At 49.5% G+C, this 19,820-nt stretch carries 12 protein-coding genes and 1 pseudogene; 3 read left to right on the top strand and 10 right to left on the bottom strand.

The features are described from left to right. Positions 1 to 50 precede the first annotated feature (50 nt). Together CIL02_RS11795 and CIL02_RS11790 are read left to right on the top strand one after the other, a co-directional pair. Complete coding sequence (locus tag CIL02_RS11795) at positions 51 to 854, top strand: GSCFA domain-containing protein (protein ID WP_094401950.1); 804 nt, start codon at positions 51 to 53, stop codon at positions 852 to 854. Between the two features lie 51 nt (positions 855 to 905). After that, positions 906 to 3,308 (top strand): TIM-barrel domain-containing protein, encoded by a 2,403-nt coding sequence (locus tag CIL02_RS11790; protein ID WP_094401949.1) that lies wholly within the window; start codon positions 906 to 908, stop codon positions 3,306 to 3,308. 129 nt (positions 3,309 to 3,437) lie between these two features. On the opposite strand, the gene CIL02_RS11785 is transcribed toward CIL02_RS11790, so the two are convergent. From CIL02_RS11785 to CIL02_RS11760, 6 genes and pseudogenes are all read right to left on the bottom strand, one after another. Beyond that, positions 3,438 to 4,889, bottom strand: a complete 1,452-nt coding sequence (locus CIL02_RS11785) for an MFS transporter (RefSeq protein WP_094401947.1) — start codon at positions 4,887 to 4,889, stop codon at positions 3,438 to 3,440. A 42-nt stretch (positions 4,890 to 4,931) separates the two neighbouring features. Next, on the bottom strand, positions 4,932 to 5,867 hold the full coding sequence (kduI, locus tag CIL02_RS11780; protein ID WP_094401945.1) for a 5-dehydro-4-deoxy-D-glucuronate isomerase: 936 nt from the start codon (positions 5,865 to 5,867) through the stop codon (positions 4,932 to 4,934). A gap of 67 nt (positions 5,868 to 5,934) precedes the next feature. Further along, positions 5,935 to 7,308, bottom strand: a complete 1,374-nt coding sequence (locus CIL02_RS11775) for a PTS galactitol transporter subunit IIC (RefSeq protein WP_094401943.1) — start codon at positions 7,306 to 7,308, stop codon at positions 5,935 to 5,937. Between the two features lie 93 nt (positions 7,309 to 7,401). Further along, positions 7,402 to 9,882: a bifunctional UDP-N-acetylmuramoyl-tripeptide:D-alanyl-D-alanine ligase/alanine racemase gene (locus tag CIL02_RS11770; RefSeq protein WP_094401941.1), complete on the bottom strand. Its 2,481-nt coding sequence runs from the start codon at positions 9,880 to 9,882 to the stop codon at positions 7,402 to 7,404. Positions 9,883 to 10,073: 191 nt separating this feature from the next. Continuing rightward, positions 10,074 to 10,217: pseudogene (locus CIL02_RS11765) on the bottom strand (cysteine peptidase family C39 domain-containing protein); the annotation flags it as partial. Between the two features lie 40 nt (positions 10,218 to 10,257). Continuing rightward, entirely contained in the window at positions 10,258 to 12,507 is a 2,250-nt protein-coding gene (locus tag CIL02_RS11760; RefSeq protein ID WP_170935086.1) for a TonB-dependent receptor domain-containing protein, read from the bottom strand. Positions 12,508 to 12,942: 435 nt separating this feature from the next. On the opposite strand from CIL02_RS11760, the gene CIL02_RS11755 reads away from it, so the two are divergent. Next, positions 12,943 to 13,698: a helix-turn-helix transcriptional regulator gene (locus CIL02_RS11755; RefSeq protein WP_094401937.1), complete on the top strand. Its 756-nt coding sequence runs from the start codon at positions 12,943 to 12,945 to the stop codon at positions 13,696 to 13,698. Positions 13,699 to 13,712: 14 nt separating this feature from the next. Here the strand turns inward: CIL02_RS11755 and CIL02_RS11750 are convergent, their stop codons facing one another. The 4 genes from CIL02_RS11750 to CIL02_RS11735 form a co-directional block, all read right to left on the bottom strand. Beyond that, positions 13,713 to 14,462 (bottom strand): ThiF family adenylyltransferase, encoded by a 750-nt coding sequence (locus CIL02_RS11750; RefSeq protein ID WP_094401935.1) that lies wholly within the window; start codon positions 14,460 to 14,462, stop codon positions 13,713 to 13,715. Between the two features lie 564 nt (positions 14,463 to 15,026). Next, positions 15,027 to 16,643, bottom strand: a complete 1,617-nt coding sequence (locus CIL02_RS11745) for a glycoside hydrolase 43 family protein (RefSeq protein ID WP_094401933.1) — start codon at positions 16,641 to 16,643, stop codon at positions 15,027 to 15,029. Positions 16,644 to 16,732: 89 nt separating this feature from the next. Continuing rightward, a complete protein-coding gene (gene xylA, locus CIL02_RS11740; protein WP_094401931.1) occupies positions 16,733 to 18,049 on the bottom strand; it encodes a xylose isomerase in 1,317 nt (438 codons plus the stop codon). A gap of 44 nt (positions 18,050 to 18,093) precedes the next feature. Next, entirely contained in the window at positions 18,094 to 19,581 is a 1,488-nt protein-coding gene (locus CIL02_RS11735) for a xylulokinase (protein WP_094401929.1), read from the bottom strand. Positions 19,582 to 19,820: the final 239 nt, after the last annotated feature.

Raw genomic sequence — 19,820 nt, 5'->3', positions numbered from 1 at the left:
CTTGTAATATATATGAAGTAATTAATGTTTTACCCTATGACATAGCGCAGATGGAGTTTCGTACCATAGTTGACATACCGGCACCTTCGTTCAGGATAGAGCCGCAGGAGGAGATGCTGTTCGTAGGCTCATGCTTTGCAGACAATATTGGCAAACGCTTCGCTCAGGAGATGTTCAGGGCAACCGTGAACCCCTTTGGCGTGATGTACAATCCTGCAAGCATATACCATACTGTCATGAGGACAGACTGCGCACCGAGGGTGGTGGTGATGACGCTTGGGACCAACCATGTATACAGGCTGATAGAGACAGGAGAGATAGTGGACAATTGCCGCAAACGCCCTGCAAGGTTGTTTCAGGAGGAGGATCTGAGCGTTGAGGAGTGCTGTGACTATCTGCAAAAAGCTGTAGATATCCTTGTCGGCCGTAACAGTCAGGTGAGGGTAATATTGACGGTCAGTCCCATAAGGTATGCCAAGTATGGCTACCATGAGAGTCAGCTGTCGAAGGCGACGTTGCTGCTTGCAGCGGATGCCATGGTGAGACGCAATGACTGTTGCTGCTATTTCCCTGCTTATGAGATTGTCAATGACGAGCTTCGTGACTACCGTTTCTATAAGGAGGACATGCTGCATCCCTCGGAGCAGGCCGTGGAATATATTTGGCAACGGCTTTCTGAGGTGTACCTCTCTGATGCGGCCAAAAAGTTTCTGGCTGAATGGGAACCGTTAAGGAAGGCACTCGCACACAGGCCGTTCAATGCCGATGGCGAGGAGTACCGTAGGTTCATCAATGCCACGAGGCAGAAGATAGAGGATCTGCGGAGCCGTTATCCGCTTATGCCGGAAATATGATGGATGGTAGCTTTTTGTATGGAGTTATTATTAATCTAAATAATTGTTGATATGAGAAAAAAACTTTTAGTGTTATTATTGGTATTGATAGTACCTTTGCAGGCTATGGTTGCTGCCAAGTCAGCTACAGTGGTTGCTCAGGGAACTGTATGTAATGTGACCTTCTATGCTCCCGACATTGTGAGAGTAGTGAAGTATCCGCAGGGAGCTAAGGGACCGTCAGAGAACAGTCTTGTGGTTACTATGGCCCCTTTGGAGAATATGAAGGTTAATATCACAAAGCAATCAGGCACGACATTGCTCAAAAGTAAGAAGCTCACTGTTGCCATTGATAACGCTACGGGAATCGTTTCTTTCTACGATGGTAGCCAAGTGTTGCTGAAAGAGAAAGGTACAACGTTTGAGGAAAGAAACTCCGGCCCTGACAAGGGGGCCTACCGTGTTACGCAGGTGTATGAGCTTGACGGTGATGAGCCAATCTACGGACTGGGTACCTTGCAGGACGGCAAGCTAAACAGGCGTGGCACGCAGAAGTTTATGGAACAGTCTAATCTTGAGGACTTCCAGTATGTTGTTCAGTCGCTGAAGGGGTGGGGCATCTATTGGGACAATTATTCCAGGGCTGACTTCAAGGACGATGCCAGCGGAATGTCCTTCTCTGCCGAGGTTGGTGATGCGTCCGACTATTATTTCATGTACGGAGGGTCTGCCGACGGTGTAAACGCGCTTATGCGCCAGCTCTCGGGAAAGGTTGACATGTTCCCTCTGTGGACATACGGTTTCTGGCAGTGCAGGGAGAGATACAAGACGGAGAACGAGTTGCTGGAGGTTGTCGACTGGCATCGTAAGAATAATGTGCCGCTCGACGGTATCATACAGGACTGGCAGTATTGGGGCAGCAACTATACCTGGAATGCCATGGATTTCATTGGTGAGGGATTCAGACATGGGCAGATGATGGTTGACTCTGTACACAGAATGAATGCGCATCTCATGATCAGTATCTGGGCAAACTTCGGACCATATACCAAAGGCTACCGACAGCTGGATGAGAAAGGACTTCTCTTTGATTTCGAGACTTGGCCGCAAAGCGGCATCTCGCATATATGGCCGCCAAGGATGGATTATCCAAGTGGTGTCCGTGTGTATGACGCTTACAGCAAGGAGGCAAGGGACATATACTGGCAGAACCTCAAGACACTGTATGATTATGGCGTGGACGCTTGGTGGATGGACTCTACCGACCCTGACTACTTCAACTCCAAGGATAGCGACTACGACAGGATGACGGGCCTTGGAACATGGCGAAGGGTGAGAAACGCATTCCCGCTGTGTACGGTGTCTGGTGTCTATGACAACCAACGCAAGGAGTCGGATGACAAGAGAGTGTTTATAATGACGCGCTCGGCATTTGCCGGACAGCAGCGTTACGGCTCCGGACTATGGTCGGGCGATGTGGCTTCCACATGGGATATGCTGCGGAAGCAGATACCGGCAGGCTTGAACTATACCATGACGGGATGTCCTAATTTCAATACCGATATAGGCGGCTTCTTCTGCGGAGCATACAACAGAGGACGGATTTCTGCACCGCAGAACCCACAATATCAGGAACTGTACGTAAGGTGGATGCAGTACGGGCTTTTCTGTCCCGTCTTCAGGAGTCACGGAGCGGATGCGCCTCGCGAGATATACCAGTTTGGCAAGAAGGGTGAGCCGGTTTTTGATGCAATAGAATCCGCCATACGCCTGCGCTACCGTCTTATACCTTATTTATATAGTACAGCATGGCAGGTTACGTCATCAGATGAAAGCTATCTGCGCGCGCTCGTCTACGATTTCCCCAACGACAGAAAGGTATGGAATATGACGGATGAGTTTATGTTTGGCCGAAATATTCTCGCCGCGCCCATTGTCGAGCCTCAATATACGGCTGAAGAGATAATAAAGGACCACAAGGCGGTAGAACGCTGCAAGGCAGAGACCGATTTCAATGCAGGGAAGACCGCTGAGAAGTATTTGCCTGAAGGTGCTACGTGGTATGACTTCTGGACGGAGCAGAAACATAAGGGTGGACAGAGCGTGAGGCTTGAGACGGCTCTCGACCGTGTCCCGATGTTCGTGCGTGCCGGCTCTATCCTTCCTTTGGCTCCCGTCATGCAATATGCAGGTGAGCGGCAGTGGGACAACCTCGAAATAATTGTATATCCCGGTGCCGATGCCACGTTCACACTCTACGAGGATGAGGGTGACAACTATAACTATGAGAAGGGACAGTACAGCACGATTACTTTCCGCTGGAATGATAAGGCGGGAAAACTGTCTGTTGGCAAGCGCGCTGGAGCATTCAAGGGTATGCTCAACAAACGTACATTCAATGTCAGGGTAGTGGGTAAGGAACATACAAAGACGGTCGGCTACGATGGTACTAAGGCTGTGAGCGTTAGGTTCTGACAAGCCAATACCGTTCCACCTACGTGAAAATAGGCCTATACGCCTCCCCGAAATAATAGTGACTCCTTCATGAAAGATGCAGTCTTTACATGGAGGAGTCACTTTTTTATGCTTGTTTGTGTCAGGCCATTATGCCTTGATAGGCTTGTAGGTGGGCACAAGGAGTTTCATGCATGCCCATGCAACAAGATATGCAACGGCGCAGATGCAGAAGATAATCATATATCCGGCAGGCTTGCCCTCGAAGGATAGGAATATGAAGGCTGAGCCCTGGGTCTCTGCGTAAGTGAAGAGTGCGCCCGCACCCTTGTTGATGATGAGCGAGCCGAGACCTCCTGCCATGGCGCCAATACCGGTGATGGTGGCAATGGTTGACTTGGGGAACATGTCGCCTGTCGTTGAGAAGAGGTTGGCCGACCATGCCTGATGACCAGCACCGGCAAGACCGATGATGATGGCAGGGTACCAGGCTGATGACTCTCCGAGAGGCTGGGCAAAGAGGGCGAACAGCGGGAAGAAGGCGAAGATAAGCATTGCTATCATACGGCCTGCATATGGCTCCATACCCTTTTTCTCAACAAAGTATTTTGGCAGATAACCACCAAAGATAGAGAGTACGGTCACGATGAGGTAGAGCACGAAGATGAGTGCCTGTCCCATGGGGTCGGAGGTCTTGTAGCCAAACTGGTCAGAGAAGTATGCCGGTGCCCAGAAAAGGTAGAACCACCATACACCATCCGTGAAGAACTTTCCTGCGATGAACGACCATGTCTGGCGGTAGGTGAAGCATTTCAGGAATGGGATTACACGCTCGTCTTTCTGCTCTTCCTTTACGGTCTTCTCCTCTTGCTGCTCATCCTGGTTGATGTATGCCAGCTCTGCCTCGTTGACATGCTTTGAGTTCTGTGGCTTGTCGTAGATGAAATGCCAGAAGAACATCCATACGAAGCCTATGGCACCGATAATGATGAACGACATCTCCCAGCCGTAAGCCTTGGCCAGGACAGGGATGGTGAGTGGTGCGGCGAGAGCACCGATGGATGCTCCGGAGTTGAAGATGGATGTTGAGAAGGCGCGGTCTTTCTTCGGGAAATACTCTGCCGTCACCTTGATGGCAGCAGGGAAGTTGCCGGCCTCACCAAGGGCGAGGATTGCGCGGCATGTGAGGAAGAGCCATACGCTCAGCGTGGCTATGGCAACGGCTATTTCGGAACCTGCCTGTACGGCGCGCAGGGCTTCTACAGAGTCGAGGCCCTCTACCTGCATGGTTACCCAGCCGCAACCGGCGTGCATACATGCACCAAGCGACCAGATGAAGATAGCCCACATATAGCCTTTCTTGGTTCCCATCCAGTCAACGAATTTTCCTGCAAAAAGGCACGCAAAGGCATAGAAGAAGGAGAAGAAGCCCGTTATCGTTCCATAGTCGTCATCGGTCCAGTGGAATTCGGGGGCAATGAAATCTTTCCATGTCAGGGATAGTACCTGACGGTCCATGTAATTGATGGTGGTGGCGCAGAAAAGCATGGCGCAGATAATCCACCTCCAATTGGTCATTTTAGTGTTCTGTGTAGGTGTCATAGCTTGGTTTGTTATAGTAGATTAGTTTTTAACAGTCTGATGTTATTTGAGTTCAGTAACTTTAATCTTGTCCATGTCACCATAGTTCAGGTTTTCTCCTGCCATACCCCAGATGAACATGTAGTTGTATGTTGCTGAGGCTGCGTGGATAGACCACTCCGGCGACATGATGGCCTGCTCGTTGTGCAACCACACCACGCGGCTCTCCTGCGGCTGTCCCATGACATGGCAAATGGTGTTGCCCTCGGGGAGGTTGAAATAGTAGTATGCCTCGATGCGGCGGCCGTGTGTGTGAGGAGGCATGGTGTTCCATACAGAGCCTGGAGCCAGGATGGTGAGACCCATCTGGAGCTGGCACGGGCCTTCCTGCAGCACGTTGTTGACGATGAGCTGGTTGATCTCGCGCTTGTTGCTCTCTTCCATAGAGCCTGCCTTGATGACATTGGCCTTCAGCGACTGTATCTTGCCGTTCTTGCGGCCGTCGAGGGTTATCCACTGGGTCTTGTAGGCCCTGTGGGCAGTAGCGGAGTTGATGTAGAACTTGGCTGGCTTCGTGGCATCCTTAGAGCGGAAGATTACTTCCTTGTTGCCACGGCCTACATAGAGCGCCTCCTTGAAGTTGAGAGGATACTCAACGCCGTCAACCACTACCGAGCCCTCGCCGCCAGTGTTGATGACGCCAAGCTCACGGTTGAAGAGGAAGTATTCAGCCTTCAGAGGGTCGATGGTGTCCAGTTTCAGCTCACGGCTTACAGGCACTGCTCCACCGAAGACGAAGCGGTCGTACATAGAGTAGGTGAGTGTTATCTGGTCGTTGACCATCACCTTCTCCATTACAAAGCGGTCGCGCAGGGTCTGTGTGTCATAGTGCTTGACGTCTGCCGGGTGGCAGGCTGTCTGGGTTGTGTAGCTTACTTGTGCTGAGGCTGACATGGCTGTTGCCATGAGAGCGAGTGATAAAAACAGGTTTTTCTTCATTGTTCTTTATTATAGTTTTTGTTGATGCTATATAGCTAAAAGAGTGGATGGAGCTGACGGACTAAGATTAGCCGTTAATCTTCTTCCTGTTCCAAAGTACGAGGGCTATGGTGCCGAGTGCCAGGATGCCGGCGCCGATATAGCTCAGGTATTTCATGCAGGCGTAGATGATCGTGGAGAGTGGGCTGGACGCAAAGTCAAGGGCACCAGCCTCGAAACCGGATGGTACGGCCACGGAGGCATCCTCCGGGTGTATCTCCTGTACATAGTGGGCGGCAGCGGTGAAGTCGGGAGCCATCCATGTCACGAAGTACAGACCTATGGCCATTACAATGAGGCCGACGATGAAGCTGCGCAGAACGTTGCCGTTGGTAAACGGAAGTACCATTACGAAGACATAGAACATTCCGGCAAGAGATGCCAGCGGCAGGAACTGGTTGCCGGGCAGAACAACGGCCAGTACCAAGGTGACAGGAATGAGTAGTAACGACACTACGAGAGTGGTGGGGTGACCAATAACGAGAGCCGGAGACATACCGATGTAAAGTTCCTTCTTGCCACCGAACTTCTTTGCTATAAGCTCACGGGTAGCCTCGCTGATAGGCTTCAGACCCTCGATGAAGAGTGACGTGATGCGTGGGATAAGCTCCATCACCGCACCCATCTTGATGCCGAGGCCCAGTGTGGCGGGTATCTTGTCAACCATCTCGGTGAAGTCCTTGCATGCCAGGCAGCCTATGATGATGCCGATGATGACACCAAGCACAAGGGGCTCGCCGAAGAGGCCGAACTTCTTCTTCATACCCTCGGAGTCGATGTTTACCTTGTTGATGCCGGGAACATAGTCGAGTGCCTTGTTTATAGCGACGGCAAACGGCATGAAGCCCTGGCAGAATGGTTGCGGGATGCTAATTCCCTCCATGCCGGGATAGAATTTCTGGAAACGCTTTGCTGTGATGTCGGCAAGCACCAGGGTTATGACATAGCAGACGATGGCGGCGAAGAACCCCCATGCTACGCTTTGGGTCATGAAGTATACCACGGCACCGATGAAGGCGAAATGCCAGTAGTTCCAGAGGTCGATGTTCACTGTGCGTGTGCAGCCGAGCAGCAGCAACACTAAGTTGACACCAAGGCATACGGGAATGATGAACGAGCCTACGAGGGTGTTGTATGCCACTGAGGCGGCAGCTGGCCATCCCATGTCAAAGACTTTCAGTTCCAAGCCGTATATCCTCACAACGTCTGAGAGGGCAGGGCCCAGTGAGCTGGTTAGAAGGGCTGTGATGACGCTAAGACCAACGAAACCGACTCCTACATAGAGTCCGCTTTTCAGGGCTTTTGAGAACTTGATGCCTATACATACTCCGAGTACGGTGAAGATGATTGGCATCATGACGGCTGCACCGAGACCGATAATGTAACTGAATACTTGTTCCATGAGATTGTTGTAATTGATATCAGGATGTAGTTTTTATAAATAGTATTGGTGCAAAGATACGAAAAAATTTCTTATCCTTGCACCATTTTGTTATTAATCTTGGAAATAAATGCGCTTTACTCTGTTGCTGATGCCTGTAAGCACCTCGTAAGGGATGGTGTCGAGGACATCAGACAGTACGGTGACGGGAAGGTTGTCACCGAATATCTCAACGCTGTCACCCTCGTGGCAGTCTATTCCCGTGACGTCTATCATGGCCACGTCCATACAGATATTGCCTACATACTCAGCCTTTTGTCCGTTGACAAGGCAGTAGCAGTGGCGGTTGCCCAGATGACGGTCAAGTCCGTCGGCATAGCCTATTGGAATAGCTGCTATCACCGAAGGCTTGCCTATCGTCCCGCGACGGCTGTAGCCGATGGTGTCGGGAGGAGTGACCTCCCTGAGCTGGAGAATGGTGGTCTTCAGCGAGCTGACGTTGTTGATGATGCTGTTGTCGCGCGGGTTCACACCATATAGTCCTAGTCCCAGACGGCACATGTCCATCTGCCTCTCGGGGAAGTGCTCTATGCCGGCAGAGTTGTCCATGTGGCGGAGTATCTTGTGCTCGAAGGCTGCCTGCAGCCGTCTGCTGCCCTCGTCGAAGAGAGCAAACTGGCGTGCGGAGAAGTCATCGAAGTTGTCGCTGTCTGCACCAACAAAGTGTGAGAATACCGAGCGTGGTATGATGGCGTTCTGGCGATGCAGCCTGTCTACCAGCTTGTCAATGTCGGCGATGGGGTCGAAACCAAGTCTGTGCATGCCCGTGTCGAGCTTTATGTGTACGGGGTAGCCAGTGATGCCTTCCTTCTCTGCAGCCTTGATGAGTGCGTCCAGTATGCGGAAGTTGTATACCTCTGGCTCCAGGTCGTAGTCAAACATCGTCTTGAAGGCCGTCATCTCGGGGTTCATCACCATGATGTTGCTCGTAATGCCGTTGCGGCGGAGGGTCGCCCCCTCGTCGGCAACTGCCACCGCGAGGTAGTCTACCCGGTGGTCTTGCAGCGTCTTGGCTATCTCTACGCTGCCGGCTCCGTAGGCATCTGCCTTTATCATGCACACCAGCTTTGTCTCCGGCTTCATGAACGAGCGGTACCAGTTGAGGTTCTTGACGATGGCATTCAGGTTGACTTCCAATATGGTCTCATGCACCTTGCGGACGAGCAGCTCCGTAATCCTGTCGAAACCAAACTGCCGGGCGCCCTTGAGCAGTATCACCTCATCGCTCAGCGAGTGGAACACGTTGCTGCTGATGAACTGCTGCACGGTGCTGAAGAAATATTTCTCCGATATCTGTATACTGCCCGCATTGGTTGTCAGCGCTGGTCCTATGCCTATGAACTTCACAACTCCGCGCTTCCGTGCGAGGTCACTAACCTCCTTGTATAGCTCCTGAGGCTCCATGCCGCTCTGGAATATGTCGCTCAGTATGAGTGTGCGCCTGCGCCCCTTGTGGTCGGGACGGCGGTTCATGAAGTCCAGGGCAATGTCGAGCGAGTTTATGTCGGAGTTGTAGGAGTCGTTGATGAGCGTACATCCGTTGTTGCCCTCCTTCACCTCCAGACGCATGGCGACAGGCTCCAGGGTAGCCATCCTCTCGCATACTGTTGCGGCCGGCACGCCAAGCCTTAGTGCGACAGCTGCGCAGATTACGGAGTTCTCCACAGAGGCGTCGTCTATGAACGGTATGGTGTATTTCTCCGGCTCTCCACCTTTATATATATATGTCACTATGGTGTGGTCGCCCTCCTTGACAACCGATTGTATATACATCGCAGCCGTAGGGTCGGTGGCCGACCATGCCAAACGCTCGCCGGAGCAGTCGGCGGAAGTCTCCACTACTTTAGCCACAATGGTGTCATCCAGATTGTAGACAATGGTCTTTGCATCGTGAAAGAGAATGAGCTTCTCACGGCATTTGTCCTCACGCCCGTCAAAGTTCTCGTCATGGGCAGCTCCAAGATTTGTCAGTACTGCTATCGAGGGCTGGATGATGTCACGCAGGGCCAGCATCTCTCCAGGCTGGCTTATTCCCGCCTCGAACACTCCCACCTGTGTGTTGGTGTCCATGAGCCATACGCTCAGCGGGACTCCTATCTGGGAATTGTAGCTGCGGGGTGAGCGGGTAACGAACAGCGTTGGTGACAGCAACTGGTACAGCCACTCTTTTACCATGGTCTTGCCGTTGCTGCCAGTGATGCCCACGACAGGTATGTTGAACTCGTCACGGTGGCGCTCGGCCAGACGCTGAAGTGCTTCGAGGGTATTGACAACTTTCAGGAAGTTTACCCCAGGATAGTCCGAGGCCCATCCTTTGGGTACGCTGCTGACAACAAAGTTGCGCACCCCGCGGCGGTAAAGCTCTGGTATGAAGTTGTGTCCGTCATTGCGTTCGGACTTTAATGCGAAAAACAGTGTCTCCTCAGGGAAACAGAGTGACCGGCTGTCTGTCAGCACGAAGCTCACATCGGCATCCGTATCGCCATAGCGACGCGCACCTATCAGTGTGGTTACTTTCTCGATAGTATATCTCATTTACGTCATTTTTTGGAAACTGATGCAAAATTAAGAAAAATATCCGATACGGAGTAAATAATATGAGAAAAATCAGTTTTCCTTGGAAAAAGCATAGGCGTGAGATAAGGAGTTAACCTGCTTTATTCATAGGTAGACACATTTATGGTAATGGCAACAAAATAATACTTGCAAAATATACTCGCTTACTTTGCAGCTTCATTGATACCTAGCAGAGACACCCCCTCCGTAGTGGCAAAACAAAGTTTCGACAGAGAATTCATAGAATATTCTCTGCCGAAATATTTGCAAATCATTTGCAAGCAGGCTATGCCACATTGCATCGTATCATGTTGATGTATGATTTCTATTTTCTTCATTTGAAAAGATCTGAATTTACATTCTGTTTTTCTGACTCAGGCCTGCACCAGTGCCCTGATACTTGCTTCTTGCTGTGTTGAACTTATATCGTATAGTAAGAGACACTTTGCTTGTTGACAGTCCATCATACACCATTTCCTTTATTTTGCCAAAATGAGCAATCATGTGGCTATCGCTTGTCCCGAACAAATCATAGATGAAGAGCTGAAACGACAAATGGTCTTTCAATAAAGCCTTATATGCGGAAACATTCGTGCAAAACATTGGCTTGTACAGATACTGATTCTCTTCATGGCCTTTCGTGATATACGACATCATCCACGTAAACATTCCCAGCTTGGTGTTGAGGGTGTTATCAAAACGGAATGAAGCCATTGGCTTGTTGAGTGATTTTCCATCGTGCGTCTCCATATCAAACCATTGCTTGTCAATGGATGCTGTAAGCGAAGGATACCAGATGCCAAACGAAGGGCGCAAGTTGATGGATGCAGCTACGTCATTATACGAATTTCCATTCACTGGCTTCATCAAACCTATTGCAGGATTATCCTTATAAGTCTCCACTGTGGATATAATCGGATTGGAAGTATGGCTATAGGTCATATCGAATGTCAACCATTTGTAAGCCAACTCGTAGTTGAGATTTCTGCTTGTCTGAGATACCAGAAATGGATTTCCCGTTTCATACGTGTATCGGTTATCATACTGAATGCCACTGCGCAAATTAGGATAGGAAGGACGATTAATGTCGGCTGCATAGCTCAGCTGCATCTGCACTTTTCCAACAGGTATCGACAGATTGAGCGATGGGAACCAATTGCCGTACGACTTGCTTTGCTCTGGCACATACTTGCCATATTCATAGTAATTGAAGTCGATGTACTCGTATCTCATACCTGCCTCCAAATTCAGATCACCGAAATCTCTTGAATAGGTCAAGAATGAAGATGTCATGCTTTCTGTAATACGGCTGTCGTCATCCGCTACCAAGTTGGTTGGCACCACTTGGTACTTTGAAGTACGATGGGTGTTGGAATATTCACCACCCAAAGACAAATTACCACCTAATAATGGATAAGAAAGCACCAGTTTGGAAGCGAGCAGATGATAGTCCTTGTTAGTCAAGCTGTGAGCCGTTTGTCCTTGTGCATTCATTCCCACTTCCTGGTATCGCTCTTTTGTAACATCGTTCTGGTATTCCTTCGACCATAGCCAATCTGTATTGAAATCGATGCTGAGCTTACCAATCTTTCCTACATAGTAAATATTACTTGAAAGATTATTCTTCTGCCAAAAGAAATCAGCATGACTATCAGAATTTTCAGACAATTCTTCGTCTTGCAATATAGAAGAACTCATATCGCCGTTCCATGTTTGCTTAGGATTTCTAAGAAAACCGAAGTTGGCACCTATAGAATTGTTGGCATCCAACTGGTAGCTGGCATCCAATCGAAAGTTCATGGCTTCGACAACACCTACTTGTCTGATTTCACTCTTCTGGTTCCAGGTCTTGTCAAGATAAGTCTTCTGCTGTAAGTCTTTATTGTCTGGCTGGTATTGTCTTGCTCCAAAAGCGTATGCGCTCAGCTCTAAGCCATTCTTGCGATAGCTCATATTCAATTGGCTATATCCACCGAAGTTTTTCTCCTCATCATACTCACCAGTAGTCATCGCATCAAACCCGAAGCCCTCGCCTTGTATCTTCTTCGTTGTGATACGGATGACCGCCTTGGTGCTGGCTGCATAACGAGAACCAGGGTTAGTGATGACTTCCACCGACTTGATGTTGTCGGAAAGCAAACGGTCCAGCTCGCTCTTGTCTCTCATCTGTCGTCCATTGATATAGATAACAGGCTCACCGCGACCGAATACCTTGATGCTGCCATTTTGGGCAGAAACGTTAGGTATGCGGTCGAGCAGGTTCTCCATGGTACCTGCCTTCTCAAGTACGGATCCGACAACGGTTGTCGTCATTCCGCCATTCTTCAGGATAGTCTTAGGCAGGGATGACTTCACGACAACTTCGCCGAGCATCTTACTGTCTTCTTCCATCTTTATAATGCCCACATTCTCACCTGTGCAATCCTTGCAGATCGTCTTATAGCCTACGGATGTCACCTTTATGATTCCTCCATTGCAGGAAGAGTCGATGCTAAAGCTGCCATCTGCTCCACTTACAGTGCCATTGATGAAAACCGAATCCTGACGATTCAAGAGCACTACGTTGGCAAACGCCAAAGGTTCACCCTTTTCAGATATAATCAAACCTTTTATCTGATTCTGCCCAAACATGCTGGTGAAAAAAGTCAATAAAAAAATCAATAAAATCTGCTTTCTTTTCATCATCTTCTATTTTTATTTACAAATTAATTTACTTTTCACTTTAGGAGCATAAATGCACCAGGTGATGGGCGTAATTCTCCCTGACTACGAAATCGGCGATTTCATTTAGACAGGATTTATCTGCCATGAATATCTCATACTCGTTGAATGACGCGACTTTCTTTTCCATAATAATCCTTTTATAGTTATTTTATACGGCAAAAATAGTGGCTCTTCAAATATGGGATACTACACTTTTGGGTAATTTTCCTTTTTCAGCTTTACTTTTTACACTTTAGTGTAGTCTTTTGATGTCATTCCGAAAAAAACAAGTATATTTGCCAACAGATTAAGTAAAGGACCTAATATATTCATCATATGACAGATGTAAAAGACTTCTTTATCGCATCGAATACCGTACGCAATGCACCGGACTATGACTCAAATGTACTGTCCACATTGATTCATACCGTAGAGGCTTTTGCGCGTGTAACCTATCAGAGTGTTTACCTGATAGACTATTATAAGCAGGAGTTTCTTTATGTATCAGATAATCCTTTGTTCCTTTGTGGTCATACGGCAAAGGAGGTGAAGGAGTTGGGATATAGTTTTTATTTGGAACACGTGCCGGAGGAAGAACAGAAAATGCTCGTGGAGTTGAACAGCAGTGGCTTTAAGTTCTTTGATACCTTCGATGATGTTGACAAATACCAGTGCTCTATGTCATATCATTTTCATCTGAACAGTGGGGCAAAGAGCAAACTAATCAACCACCAACTTACTCCCATTCTATTGACCGATGAAGGCAAAATATGGATTGGTATGTGTGTCGTATCGCTGTCTTCACATAAAACTGTGGGACATGTAGAGTTTCATAAGAAAGGACTCAGCAACTATTGGAAATATTCCTTCGACAGCCATCGGTGGAAAGAATGTGAGGGAGTGTCACTCAAAGAAGAAGAAATTGAGGTGCTGCGATTGTCTGCAGCTGGGTTTACCATGACGGAAATTGCGGATAGGATGTGCCGTTCATTGGACACTATTAAATTCTATAAACGCCATGCCTTTGAAAAGTTAGGCGTGGCGAATATTACAGAAGCTATTTCAAGGGCAACTTTAAACAAATTGTTCTAAAACGATATTTCACTTTACTGCAAAAGTGAGGAGAAATAGAATTTTGGAAAATAGTTCACAGGTTTTCCTGTAGCAAGATTGTACATTGCCGTTGTACATAATCCTGCTGCAATCCATGATGCTATGGACAGTTGCGGAGGTGGGAGCATTTCGCTTTCTTCCCTGTATTGAGTAACGATTTTATCCAACCATTCTTTTGGCTGATTCCAGAAAGCCCCGTGCCCGATTACATACTCAGCCACCTTTAGCTCAAATCCCTTAGGCTCGTCTGCCAGTTCTGATATGGTATGTCCCAGTGGATCAACAACCGTGACAAAACTTGCCCATCCAAAATTATATGGATGGAGTACGGGAATTTTCCTTTCTTTGCAAATTTTATCAAAGACAAAAGGCGTATCGTCCTTGAAGTCCAATGCATTGATGGCTACATTATGGCCATTCAACATTTCTTTTATGTTATCAGGGGTAAGGAACTCCGTATGGTAATCTATCTGCGCATTTGGATTGATATTTAGCAAACGCTCAGCCAAACACTCTGCCTTGTATCTGCCAATGTCATTGTCCGTATAGTTCTGCCTGTTCAGGTTACTTTTCTCAACTTTATCACCGTCAACAATGGTAATATGCTCAAAACCAAATCGCAAAGCACATTCAGCCACGATACTGCCTATACCTGCACCACCAAGGAATATTCTGTACTCCTTAACCATGTTTTGTTCACTTTCACTCACATAGAGCCTGTTTCTGCTGTATCTATCTTCCATAACTAAATATTTATTATTTGTGGCAAAAGTAAATGCTCAAACACTTATATGCACTACACAAAAGTGTAAAAAGCTCTCATTCAACTGATTATTTTAGAATTTATAACATATTCAGAAGGTAAAATGTTTGCTACTCTTGATAATGTTCGTCCAATAATCTCTCCAAATCCGAAACCTTATTAGGGTGTACAGTTTGATAGGGTGTACAGTTTGTTGTATCCAAAATGGAACTGTTCCTGATTTACGCAGACTGCTTGCTCGCAGAAAATACATTGAGTAGCACGCGCTGTAAGCGCAGAAGCACATAGCCCAGGGCTGGGCGTAGCGACACCCTGGGTATAAGGGGTTATAATCAATGCGCGCTGTAAGCGCAAAAGCGTTATGTATCCTGCTGTTATCTACGCTTTTGCGCTTACAGCGCGACCATCACCTATATGAAATAGCCCAGGGTGTGGCTACGCTCTACCCTGGGCTATGTGCTTCTGCGCTTACAGCGCGACAATTACCGACATAAACTTCAGAATTAGGATATTCAATTTTTGCACATCAAACTGTACACCCTACCTATTTCTTCCCAACTCTGAACCAGTCAGCGTCAAGCAGTCCTACGTCCGACTTCTCGTTGTTGTCAATGGCGTACAGTCCCACTTTTGCTCCTACCCATTTGCCCTCACGCATGGTGAACTGTTCGCCTGCCGCCTTGTAAGTCTTTCCGTTGAGGCTGTAGGCAAATGTAGCCTTGCCGCCGTCAACGGTTATGCGGAGGTATATGTCCATGTATAGGGCAGGGTGGTAGTCGAGCTTGTCCTTGGCTGTAGGCTTGAAAGTCTCAAGTATGGTAACAGCCTCCTTGCCACCTGTGTCGGCCTTTGGGCATGTGCGCTGTTGCAGCTGGAACATGTCGCCGATACGCTCTACGACAAGCGAGCTGTAGCCGCGTCCCATGACAACGATGCCTCCGTACTGCTTCTCTGCCTTGGCAGCCAGCCGGATTTTGGTTGTTGCCGTGAACACGTCGGCAGGAGTCTTTTGCAACAGCATTGCCGGCACGGTCCAGAGATTGTCTGTGGAGGGATGGCGGTAGGTGAACAGCCTGAGGAAACCGTCGGCTGTCGGCATGCCGTACAGCTGGTTGTAGTCGCCTTGCCACTGCCATTGCAGGCCGAGCTTTGGAGCATTGAATTCGTCGCTCTCCTGAGGGTTGATGTTAGTGGTTGATGACGACTTCGGCTTACGGTATGTTGTCAGAGGCTCGCCTTTGTCTCCCATGATGGGCCATCCGCTCGACCAGTCAACAGGCTGCAGCCATACCACACGGCCATAGGCACCCTTGTCCTGGAAGTGCAGAAACCAGTCCTCGCCATACGGGGTATGTACCCAGCCGCCTTGGTGTGGACCGTTGATGGCGGTCTTGCCTTGTGCCAGCACGGTCTTGCTCTCGTATGGTCCCAGGGGACTCTTCGAGCGCATGGCCAGTTGCCATCCCTTCTCTACGCCGCCAGCTGGACACATTATCCAGTACCAGCCGTCGCGCTTGTAGAACTTCGGACCTTCCGTGGTGTGGTTGACGTTGCCGCCGTCGAAGACTATCACGGGATTGCTGATCGGGCGCATGCCGTCGGCAGAGAGCTCGCGTACCGTCAGTATCGAGTTGAAGCCGCAGCGGCTGTTGGCCCATCCGTTGACGAGCCAGCAGCGGCCATCGTCATCCCATAGTGGGCAGGTGTCTATCATTCCTTTGCCTGGTATGACACATACAGGCTCGCTCCATGGGCCGCGGGCGTCCTTTGCCTTAACCATGAACACTCCACGGTCGGGGTCGCCCCAGTAGATGTAGAACTCGCCGTTGTGGTGGCGTATGCTTGGTGCCCACACTCCTTTGCCATGCTCTGGTGCCTTGCTCTCTGGAAACTGGCTCTGCAGCGCATGGCCTATTAGCTCCCAGTTGACGAGGTCGCGCGAGTGGAGTATAGGCAGTCCGGGTATGTGGGCAAACGAGCTTGCCGTCAGGTAATAGTCCTCGCCTACCGCGCAAAGGTCCGGGTCGCTGTAGTCGGCATTAAGTACAGGATTGGTGTACGTGCCGTCGCCATTGTCGGGATTCCATACTTCCGAGACATATTGCGCATGGATACAAAGCGGGAAACACAGAGTGATGAATGATATTAGCTGTCTTTTCATATAAGGATTCTTCATTTATCTCCTTTTATCTCCTTATTACTCCATTTTACTCCTTTTATCTTCATTTATCTCCTTTTTACTCCTTCCATTTATTTGCTATACATGGTGAGTATTGTCTCGTAAAGCTCCTGCTTGCCGCTTGTCTGCTTTGGCTCGCCGTTGCCCTTGGCGTAGTCTACGGCCTGCTCAAGGGTCATGCGGCCTTCCTCAAACTCCTTGCCTGCGCCGGAGTCGAAGCTGGCATAGCGTTCCTTCTTCATTGCAGGCAATACGCTTTCGCCGAGTACGGCAGCGGCATTCTCCAGTGCACGCGCCATAGCGTCCATACCGCTTATGTGGGCAATGAACAAATCCTCGGCATCTGTAGAGTTTCTGCGGAGCTTGGCGTCGAAGTTGCATCCTCCGTTGCCCAGACCTCCGTTGCGTATCACCTCCATCATTGCCTGTGTCAGCTCAAGGCTGTTTATTGGGAACTGGTCGGTGTCCCAGCCGTTCTGTGCATCGCCACGGTTGGCGTCGATAGAGCCAAGCATACCATTGTCTACAGCCACGGCAAGCTCGTGCTCGAAGGTGTGTCCGGCGAGCGTGGCGTGGTTAACCTCTATGTTCACCTTGAAGTCTTTGTCAAGACCGTGCGCTTTCAGGAAGCCTATTACGGTTTCTGTGTCAACATCATACTGGTGCTTTGTTGGTTCCATTGGCTTTGGCTCAATGAGGAAGGTTCCCGTAAAGCCATTGGCACGGGCATAGTCGCGTGCCATGGTCAGCATGCGTGCCAGATGGTCCTTCTCGCGCTTCTGGTCGGTGTTGAGCAGGCTCATGTAACCCTCGCGGCCTCCCCAGAATACGTAGTTGGTGCCGCCAAGCTTGATGGTTGCGTCAATGGCATTCTTTATCTGAACGGCAGCACGTGCCACAACGTCGAAGTCGGGATTGGTTGCCGCTCCGTTCATATAGCGCTGGTGTCCGAATACATTTGCCGTTCCCCACAGCAGGTGCTTGTCGGGATGCTCTGCAAGTTTCTCTTTCAGGTAGTCGGTGATAATACCCATGCGCTCCTCATATTCCTCAATGGAGTCGCCCTCCTCAATGAGGTCTATGTCGTGGAAACAGAAGAAGTCTATGCCCAGTTTCTCCATTACCTCGAAGCCTGCGTCGGCTTTGTCTTTCGCACGCTGTATTGGGTCTGCGGCATCGTCCCAGGCGTAATGTCTTGTCTGGCCGCCAAACTGGTCGCCAGAGGCCTGGCCAAGCGTGTGCCACCATGCAAGGGCGAAGCGCAGCCAGTCTTTCATCTTCTTGCCGGCTACTACTTTCTCTGCATCGTAGTAGTGGAATGCCAATGGGTTTTTACTCTCTGTTCCCTCGAAGGGAATCTTGCCGATTTGTGGGAAATACTCTTTCATAGCTGTGTTTTTTTTATAAGGTGGAGTCCTACAGGCCCCCGCCTTTAGTTTACGTTATAATGTTCTTTCCATCTGTCAAAAGCCTCTTGGTATGCGGCCCTCTTGCTCTCTTCTGGAGTAATGACGGCCTTGCGTTCCAGAGTGGCAAATGCCTCGTTGTGGTCTGCGTATATGCCGCACCCTATGCCGGCTCCTCTTGCTGCGCCAATGCTGCCATCGGTGTCGTAAAGCTCTATGGTTGCTCCACTTGTTGCAGCCAGAGCCTCGCGGAACAGCGGACTGAGGAACATGTTTGCGTTGCCTGCATGTATCTTCGATACGTCCATACCCATCTGTCTCATGATGTCCATACCCTGACAGAATGCGAAGACAATGCCTTCCTGTGCGGCACGGAGCAGATGACGCCTGTCGTGCTTGTTGAAGTTGAGTCCATGTATGCTGCATCCCGGCTCACGGTTTTCAAGCATGCGCTCAGCTCCGTTGCCGAAGGGCAGTATGCTCACTCCCTCTGCTCCCACGGGTACCGATGCAGCGGCATCGTTCATCTCTCCGTAGCTCATGTCGGCTGCTATGTTCCGTCTGGCCCATGCGTTGAGTATGCCTGTGCCGTTTATGCACAGCAGTATGCCCAGACGGTCGCACTCCTTGCTGTAGTTGACATGTGCGAAGGTGTTCACACGGCTCTTGGTGTCGTACCCCAATACTCCCGATACGCCATATACCACGCCACTTGTACCGGCTGTTGAGGCAACCTCGCCTGGATTGAAGACGTTCAGCGACAGGGCGTTGTTGGGCTGGTCGCCTGCGCGGTAGCATATCGGAGTACCTTCCGCAATGCCCGTTTCTTTTGCTGCCTGGGTATTTACTTTCGACTGTATACCGAATGTTGGCACAATGTCAGCAACAAGGTTGCGAGCAATGCCGTAGTAGTCGAGCAGGAAGTCTGCGACGCATTTGTTGCCAAAGTCCCACATCATGCCTTCCGACAGACCGCTTATGGTTGTCGAGACTTCTCCGCTGAGCTTCATGGCTATATAGTCACCAGGAAGCATCACCTTATATATATTATGGTAAACGTCCGGCTCGTTCTCCCTAACCCATGCCAGCTTGGCGGCAGTGAAATTGCCAGGCGAATTGAGCAGGCTGCCGAGGCATTGCTCCGCTCCAAGGTCTTTGAAGGCGCGCTCGCCGTAGGCAACGGCACGTGAGTCGCACCAGATGATGGAGTCGCGAAGCACGTTCAGTTGCTTGTCTACGCAGACCAGGCCATGCATCTGATAGGAAATGCCGATGGCGGCGATGTCACTCCCGGCCACAGATGCTTTGCCAAGACATTCGCCAATGGCATCCTTGGCATATTGCCACCAGTCGTTTGGAGCCTGCTCTGCCCATCCGGCACGTAGAGCCTTTATTGGAGCCTCCTGCTTGGGGAAGAATGATGTTCCGCAGCATTTGCCGTCAATGCTGTCAACCACGGAAGCCTTTACGGATGAGCTTCCTACATCGAGACCTAAGAGATATCTTTTGACCATTCGTTCTGATTAGTTTTATTTAACTTACTTATTAATAATACGTTTGATGGTGGCGAATTCCTAATATCTTTATCTTTTTTAACGTGATGGCCTTTTCCTGGTAACACTCTCCCCCCCCAGGCCGTCCGAAAACGGCACTTTGAGGCATATCACAGTTGGCAGAGCCGCTATTGCGACTCCACCTGAGCCCATTTAAGGGCATATAAGTTTTCATCTTAAAAAATCAGTTTATGTTAAAC

This window comes from Prevotella sp. P3-122 (assembly GCF_002251365.1).
In the GTDB taxonomy this organism is placed as follows: Bacteria; Bacteroidota; Bacteroidia; order Bacteroidales; family Bacteroidaceae; genus Prevotella.
This window is presented reverse-complemented; position numbering and strand designations above follow the sequence as displayed.

What these genes read in the sequence shown, in the direction of transcription:
- xylA (WP_094401931.1), bottom strand. Translation starts at nt 18,049, where the DNA reads ATGAAAGAGTATTTCCCACAAATCGGCAAGATTCCCTTCGAGGGAACA.
- kduI (WP_094401945.1), bottom strand. Translation starts at nt 5,867, where the DNA reads ATGAAGAAAAACCTGTTTTTATCACTCGCTCTCATGGCAACAGCCATG.
- CIL02_RS11790 (WP_094401949.1), top strand. Translation starts at nt 906, where the DNA reads ATGAGAAAAAAACTTTTAGTGTTATTATTGGTATTGATAGTACCTTTG.
- CIL02_RS11770 (WP_094401941.1), bottom strand. Translation starts at nt 9,882, where the DNA reads ATGAGATATACTATCGAGAAAGTAACCACACTGATAGGTGCGCGTCGC.
- CIL02_RS11745 (WP_094401933.1), bottom strand. Translation starts at nt 16,643, where the DNA reads ATGAAAAGACAGCTAATATCATTCATCACTCTGTGTTTCCCGCTTTGT.
- CIL02_RS11775 (WP_094401943.1), bottom strand. Translation starts at nt 7,308, where the DNA reads ATGGAACAAGTATTCAGTTACATTATCGGTCTCGGTGCAGCCGTCATG.
- CIL02_RS11785 (WP_094401947.1), bottom strand. Translation starts at nt 4,889, where the DNA reads ATGACACCTACACAGAACACTAAAATGACCAATTGGAGGTGGATTATC.
- CIL02_RS11795 (WP_094401950.1), top strand. Translation starts at nt 51, where the DNA reads ATGGAGTTTCGTACCATAGTTGACATACCGGCACCTTCGTTCAGGATA.
- CIL02_RS11750 (WP_094401935.1), bottom strand. Translation starts at nt 14,462, where the DNA reads ATGGAAGATAGATACAGCAGAAACAGGCTCTATGTGAGTGAAAGTGAA.
- CIL02_RS11735 (WP_094401929.1), bottom strand. Translation starts at nt 19,581, where the DNA reads ATGGTCAAAAGATATCTCTTAGGTCTCGATGTAGGAAGCTCATCCGTA.
- CIL02_RS11755 (WP_094401937.1), top strand. Translation starts at nt 12,943, where the DNA reads ATGACAGATGTAAAAGACTTCTTTATCGCATCGAATACCGTACGCAAT.